This window comes from Pseudomonas sp. NFACC04-2, from assembly GCF_900119265.1.
GTDB lineage: Bacteria > Pseudomonadota > Gammaproteobacteria > Pseudomonadales > Pseudomonadaceae > Aquipseudomonas > Aquipseudomonas fluorescens_AA.
In genome coordinates, this window is the sequence record NZ_FPJC01000041.1 from 22,606 (window position 1) to 29,186 (window position 6,581).

General features: G+C 52.0%; 9 protein-coding genes and 1 pseudogene. 3 read left to right on the top strand and 7 right to left on the bottom strand.

The annotated features are described in order from the left end of the window. Positions 1–4 precede the first annotated feature (4 nt). Positions 5–736, top strand: a complete 732-nt coding sequence (locus tag BT125_RS27890) for a DUF899 domain-containing protein (RefSeq protein ID WP_072412371.1) — start codon at positions 5–7, stop codon at positions 734–736. A 201-nt stretch (positions 737–937) separates the two neighbouring features. Here the strand turns inward: BT125_RS27890 and BT125_RS27895 are convergent, their stop codons facing one another. Both BT125_RS27895 and BT125_RS27900 read right to left on the bottom strand, forming a co-directional pair. Next, positions 938–1,195 (bottom strand): BrnA antitoxin family protein, encoded by a 258-nt coding sequence (locus BT125_RS27895; RefSeq protein WP_072412373.1) that lies wholly within the window; start codon positions 1,193–1,195, stop codon positions 938–940. Continuing rightward, positions 1,173–1,451 carry a BrnT family toxin gene (locus BT125_RS27900; RefSeq protein ID WP_072412375.1) on the bottom strand — a complete coding sequence of 93 codons (279 nt, stop codon included), beginning with the start codon at positions 1,449–1,451 and terminating at the stop codon, positions 1,173–1,175. Before BT125_RS27900 ends, BT125_RS27895 begins: the two co-directional genes overlap by 23 nt. Positions 1,452–2,073: 622 nt before the next feature. Here BT125_RS27900 and BT125_RS27905 point away from each other — a divergent pair. Continuing rightward, positions 2,074–2,346, top strand: a complete 273-nt coding sequence (locus BT125_RS27905) for a hypothetical protein (RefSeq protein ID WP_072412377.1) — start codon at positions 2,074–2,076, stop codon at positions 2,344–2,346. Between the two features lie 295 nt (positions 2,347–2,641). Here the strand turns inward: BT125_RS27905 and BT125_RS27910 are convergent, their stop codons facing one another. Both BT125_RS27910 and BT125_RS27915 read right to left on the bottom strand, forming a co-directional pair. After that, complete coding sequence (locus BT125_RS27910) at positions 2,642–2,932, bottom strand: hypothetical protein (protein WP_256573851.1); 291 nt, start codon at positions 2,930–2,932, stop codon at positions 2,642–2,644. A gap of 157 nt (positions 2,933–3,089) precedes the next feature. Continuing rightward, a complete protein-coding gene (locus BT125_RS27915; RefSeq protein WP_072412379.1) occupies positions 3,090–3,575 on the bottom strand; it encodes a hypothetical protein in 486 nt (161 codons plus the stop codon). Between the two features lie 347 nt (positions 3,576–3,922). On the opposite strand from BT125_RS27915, the pseudogene BT125_RS29840 reads away from it, so the two are divergent. After that, positions 3,923–4,258 (top strand): annotated as a pseudogene (locus BT125_RS29840) (IS4 family transposase); the annotation flags it as partial. A gap of 337 nt (positions 4,259–4,595) precedes the next feature. Here the strand turns inward: BT125_RS29840 and BT125_RS27925 are convergent. The 3 genes from BT125_RS27925 to BT125_RS29580 all read right to left on the bottom strand — a co-directional run. Further along, positions 4,596–5,081 (bottom strand): hypothetical protein, encoded by a 486-nt coding sequence (locus BT125_RS27925; RefSeq protein ID WP_072412381.1) that lies wholly within the window; start codon positions 5,079–5,081, stop codon positions 4,596–4,598. A 2-nt stretch (positions 5,082–5,083) separates the two neighbouring features. Next, complete coding sequence (locus BT125_RS29550; protein ID WP_177344974.1) at positions 5,084–6,121, bottom strand: hypothetical protein; 1,038 nt, start codon at positions 6,119–6,121, stop codon at positions 5,084–5,086. A 43-nt stretch (positions 6,122–6,164) separates the two neighbouring features. Continuing rightward, positions 6,165–6,581: transposase (locus BT125_RS29580; protein WP_371857835.1), on the bottom strand; the 417-nt coding region annotated here is incomplete at its 5' end.

Sequence of the window (6,581 nt, forward strand, 5' to 3'; positions counted from 1 at the left end):
CACCATGAACGTAGAGAATCATCCGGTCGTCTCGCGGGAAGAATGGCTCGCCGCCCGCCGCCAACACTTGGCCCACGAAAAAGCCTTCACCCGCGAACGGGACAAACTCAGCGCCGAACGCCGTACCCTGCCCTGGGTAAAAATCGACAAACCCTACCGCTTCCAAGGCCCCAACGGCGAACTGAGCCTGGGCGACCTGTTCGGCGGCCGCAGCCAACTGATCGTCTACCACTTCATGTTCGGCCCCGGCTGGACAGAAGGCTGCCAGGGCTGCTCCTTCCTCTCCGACCACATCGACGGCGCCAACCAACACCTGGCCCACCATGACGTGGCCGTGGTCGCCGTCTCCCGCGCACACTTTACCGAGTTCCAGGCGTTCAAACGCCGCATGGGCTGGGCGTTCGACTGGGTCTCGTCCAACGGCTGCGACTTCAACTACGACTTCGGCGTCAGCTTCAAAGCCGAAGACACCGCCGGTGGAAAAGCCACCTACAACTACGAAAAAACCGACACCACCGAAGGCGAACTCCCCGGCCTGAGCGTCTTCTATCGCAACGAAGCCGGCGACATCTTCCACACCTACTCCACCTACGCCCGCGGCTTGGACATTTTGGTCGGCACCTACAACTACCTCGACCTGACGCCAAAGGGCCGCAACGAAGACGAAATCATGGACTGGGTGCGCCATCACGATAAATACGACGAGGCCAAGCCACACAGCTGCTGCCATGGCTGATGCGCCAACCCGCACAAGTCGAGCGCGATCCCTGTGGCGAGGGAGCTTGCTCCCGCTCGACTGCGCAGCAGTCGCCTGCGTTGCCTTAACCACAGCGCTGTGCGATAGGTTTGATGTAAATCGGGAGAGCTGCGGGCGCAGGTTACAGAATTAATGACAACGGGCGACTTCTCAGTCGCCCGTTTCATAGCATTAATTTGCTCATCGACGATGGCCCTGCTGAGCCTGCATGTATTGGCGAAGAAGCTGATTGATGCGTGTCTGATAGCCCGCGCCCTGCCCCTTGAACCACTCCAGCACGTCGGCGTCGAGGCGAATAGTCACAGCCTGCTTTACCGGCACACGCAGCTCGGAGCGACGGAAGAAGTCCTCATCCAGTTCAGGGATATCGCTGGTATCGATGTCCGTGTCATTCAACTTGGCCAAACGCTCCCAGTCAGTTTTCGATGTTTTCGACATAACGTATGGCCTCCTGCTTAGTGGCTTTTCGGGCGGAAATGATGCGGATCACATCGCCTCGCAGCTCGGTATACACGACTACGCCAATCAACTCTTTGATCCAGCCGACGGCAATCCAGCGCTCTTCGCCGTAGTCCATTCGGTCATCGCGCACGGCCAGCATCGGATGATGGAAGATGCCCGGCACGTCGTTGAAGTCGATACCGTGCTTAAGAATATTGGCCCGGTTCTTGGCTTCGTCCCATTCAAACAGCATGGGGCTTTATGTCTTTACTTATGTACATACACAATACGCCTCTCGGCAGAAATGCACAGCCCCGGATAGTTCGGTGACACAGCCATCGGCTGACTGGCGAAAATTGGAATTAACTCCGGCGCTGGAGCTTCATTCGGCACTCGACGCGGGACGCCTCCATCCCGGAGAGTACTGTCGGAGCCGCTCATCTGAAATCAGACGCCTCCCGTATAAAGGTATGAAAGATCCCGTGCAGAACCGGAAACTTCCTTCGAAACGGACAGATAGGATGACAAGCAGGTCTCTGAGGGGACAGGGGGACGAGGGACAGGAAGAGGGAAGCAAGGACTGAAGCCGTCGCCACGATAAATACGAAGGCCCCCACAGTTGCTTCCTGGCTGATGCACAAACCAACCAAGTCGAGCACCATCCCTGTGGCGAGGGAGCTTGCTCCCGCTCGACTGCGCAGCAGTCGCCCGCTTTAAGCCGACAAATACCGAGCCAAACGTCCTACATGAAGCTCGGAAAGCGGTGTCTTGTGGCACTGGAGCGAGCCAGCCTATAGTCCCTCGTCGCCCCAAAAAGCGGTCAGGTTTGGCGACCTGCTCAACAGAGAGACTCATTAATTTTCGAGGCTCTGATTATGACGAGATACATGCCCATCACCGGCATCGACTGCATCCCCGCTACCCTGCTCATCGACACCGAAGCCCCGCTCGATGTCCTTTTCGAAACGGCCGATTACCGCATTCGCACCGTGACCCAATTGCTGGAAAACATCGCGTACCGCTCGGATATCAGCTCCGATACGGTGGTGCTTTCTGACTTTTGCAAAATGCTGACGATAGCCCTGCGCGATGGGTGTGATGTGATGGATGTGCTTGGGAGACGGTTGCGGGCGCAGGCTGCGGAGTAATGAAAACGGGCGACTTGAAGGTCGCCCGTTTCTGATTTATTAATCTGATTCAGAGGCACGATACGCTCGTGACAGTAATACGTTCCTGTGGTTGAGTAACATAGTAGACGTCAAATCCGGGGGACAGACCACTTAGACCAAAACCAGCCCCTCTTCATTTTCTATTTCAGCTCAAGCACTTAGCCGCTAAGGAAGTGCCATTCAAATCTGTCCCCTTTTCTAGAGACTAGTGTATTCCAGGAGCTTTTTAAGCGGCCCGATTAATTCCTTTTCCTTTCTTTTCCTTCGCCTCCTTTTAAACTTTGAGCACAACAGAGAAATCCGTCCCCAGCTCTTCTCTCAACATAATGGCTAACCGCTCCCCCTCCCGCCTAAATTCATGCTCCGCCTCCTCACTCTTGAATCCGGAGTTTGGCGGATAATCAACATCTAACGTTTCATCATAAATGGCAGCCCATTTTAATATTCGCACCTGAAGCTCTTTAGATATGGGAAGCTCACAAGGATCAATATCTCCATACTCATCAGGCGACATATTCCAGATAGGAAAACACTGATAGTCCGCCATCAGCTTTATATATTTCACTTAACACTCCCCCTTGGGTTTGCACCGACAACAAAGCCATTATTACTAACGAGCAAAAAGGGGACAGATTTATTTTCCTGACCTAAATAAATCTGCCCCCTCTTTCTTTTTCTTTTCCTTTTCTATACTTTTCTATATGCCTTACAAATGCATCCATTTACTCGCACTTGATCAATAGCTCGCGAACAGTGTGACACGACGGCAAAGTATCGATGATACTTTCACTTCCGTCTTCAATACAGTTGGACAACCTGTAGACTTTAGAGCTGCCACAAAAAACTGATAGGAGACGCAGCAACAGCATTTCGTCTAACTCAGTACCACCTTCATCCAACTCAAAAATCATTAGAGCTTCGTGCTCAACCTCTATAGGAAAAGGAAGACCTTCGCCCTGCATATACTGTTCTAGTGCTTGCCCTTTAAGCATTTCAATCCTTATCCAAGGCTCACTTACCTGTTTATTACTCCACTGACTGTTAACTTCCCACTTATTTACTTTCAAGTCGAGAAAAGTGCACTCATTAGTATCTTCATGATCTTGGATATAAGAGACGGGAACGTCACCCCAAGCTTGACTGAGTAAAAGCCCTCTATCAGGCAAGCTAGATCCCATTCCCAAAATAACAGCATATCCACTGCCCATTTACATATTTCCTGCTTTTTGTAGACGTTTCAAACCTTTTTCAGCATTCCTGATTAACTGGTCCCTCGCTGACTGAGGCAGTCGTTTAAAAGCAGTATTAATCTGCGGACCTAGTGGTTTGGACAGATCCGGTCTGAAATCTATGATCGAGTCTTTCCCTCCCCCCGACTGTATCTGTCTCGCTGGACTACGTGATGCGGGTAATTCGGTAAAACAATACGTCCCATCTTAGGCATACTTGATTCCTCTTCCATGGAAGCTTTCAGCGTAGCAAAAAATCAAATAAATCTGTCCCCTTTTCCCCAAATAAATCTGTCCCCTTTTCCCCATGTCCCCTTTTCCCCATGCAGATAGAAGAAGGCTTCAGAGATGTAAAAAGTGAGTATTTTGGCATAGGCGTCACTCGCCATCGGAGTCACTGCCCACGCCGAATCGAAGTACTTTTGCTGATCTCGGCTCTGGCTAATTAAATCATTTGTTTAACGGGGTTGCAGGCCCGCGAGGCGGGGCATGAGCGCCGTTTTCAAAGCAATAGCCTTAAACGCCGACGAGTGTTATCGCTATGGCGGCTGGGCCTGGAATACTGGCGTAGCGGACGCGGCTCAAACTCTCGAAAAACTTTGGAGAGACTTGAGCACGCGTTGCGAGCAGAGGTACATCAAGAGGCGCAGGCATTGGCATAGATTTGTGGGGATCCCTCAGAATCTGTCCCCTTTGCCATACGGTGGTGCTTTCTGATTTTTGCAAGCTGCTGACGATATCGCTTCGCGATGGATGTGATGTGTTGGATGTGATTGGGAGGAGGTTGCGGGCGCAAGCTGCTGAATAACGAAAACGGGCGACCCTTGGATCGCCCGTTTTTCACATACGCGGAGAGCAAAATGATTGAGACCTTTACAGAATTTGACCCCGCAGAATATCTCAGCACACCAGAGGCCATTGCGGAGTTCGTGGGAGATGCCCGGAGTTGGCTTTTAGCCTTGACTTGAGCCCGGCTAATGGGTGTCCCCCTTTCCTACGTTACCTCAATGGAGCACAGGATAAAGGCCCCAACAAATCATTAGTGAAATATCGAGTCTCGACATCTACAGCTGGCTCTAACCCACCGTAAAATTTTGTCACCCCAAAAAAACTAGACAAATTACTCGCATATATCTGCATAGCCAGCATCACACTATCAACATCAGAAGCGACAACATTATCAAAAGATAACTCGACATCGGCTCTCCCCCCACACTTGACCGCTCTCAACAGAACCGAAGGAAGTGTCAGTGCCGGCGAAACATGGAAGCCACCAAGACGCTCTGACAAACATACATCCTCTACACGAGTACAAAAATCATCTATCAGCTTCTTATAAATACCGCTTTTACTTAGAAGCTCGACAGGCTCCGACAGTGTCAGATCAGAGAGTGTATCAGCATTACCTTCGATCACCTTTAACAGCGCAAACAACGCCTTGTCGGGCACGCCCTCAAAAATCACTTCATAAGATTCAGTAGTCATAATCAATCCACGAACCCTTTAAATGTTCCATCCATATTCAGGCGTATTCCCCGGCCATCCGTCAAGCGCTTCTCCAAGAAAGGAATTCCTTTGTCCGTCGTAATTGGCTTGAACTCTCCAGGAGCCCGGGCGATCTCACGTAGATGATTCATCGCCTGCTCGTTCCAAGTTTTCATTGAGCCGGTAACCTTACCCCAGATGTCTGGATTTCTACCAGCGTGCTTGGACAAGGCGTGCCCCACCACAGTACTACCCTTATAAGGAGCCTGAGCAGACTCCAGTACCTTCTTAATGTCACCAAAAGAAGCATCCCTTATTGGATTTTCTTTAACCGGATGAGTATAAGGCATCCCCGCCTCAGCATCCGGCCCCCCAAGCGGCGTGCTGCCGTTCTTGCCCGTAGAAGCTCCCGTACGTACGGCCTTGGCTTCCGTAAACTTATCCAAAGCCGCCTGAACCCTAGGCGAAATCCCTCCTTCGCCAACGCCAGCACCACGCGCGCCGCCTGAGGTCGGTATGACCAGCGTAGCCACGCTTGTTGCGTTTTCCCACGTGTCAGTAACCTTCGCCAAGTTCGTCAGGTCGTTCAACGCACGCTCAGTCAGGGTGTCCTTGTATTGCGTACAAGTCGCCGTCGTGCAATTGAGGTCATTCAGTGCGGTCAGCCCGCCCTGGATCGAGGTCAGCAAGGATTTCGCAAATGCACCACTGACGGCCTTCTCCGACCAATCGGTGATTTCGTTACTGATCTGTTCGTACTTCCCCCCTTCCCACGTGTTTTTCTGACAAGTCTCGCTGCTACCACAGGCATTCATGTCCCCGACAAAGTCACTCATATCGGGGTGATTGAGGTTGTTGTACTGGGTCGCATTGCCAGCCACATACGCGCCGGTCTGTAGACTATTCGCATCATCACCAGCCACAGCTGCGGCAGCCACCACACCCAGCAATTGCGAAGACATGAGCATAAGATGGTCACGGTTCTCCGGACTCATCTGAGCCGACATCCGCCGCAACTGGTTAGCGAACGTCTCATTCACTCCCGCCGCCATCGCACCGACAGCAACAGAAAAGGGGACAGATTTATTTTCCCGGCTCAGTCCTCGGCCGCCCCTGCCCTCGCTGCTCTACCCGCATACCCACAATCCGCTCGACCTCATCTACGAAACGGCTTGTACCCGTCAGTTGACCTCGCTGCAAAGCAGCGCGGATTAATCGAAGCTGATCAGTCGGAATGGTCTGGCGCACAAACTCTTCATACCGATGCCACCGCTCCATAGGGGTATCACCTAAGGCCATGAAGCATGGATCAGCATCCAACCAGCCCCCACCAGATTCATCATCTACCCGGCTTCGATAGCTCGACCATGCATAGTCTGCGACGTTGGCGACCATGCGAGCGCGCACAGGATTCAATTCAATGTAACGACTACAAGCGAGCAAATATGAATCCGACTGCACCACACTGGATTTGTAACGACTTTCCCACAAGGTGCCTGA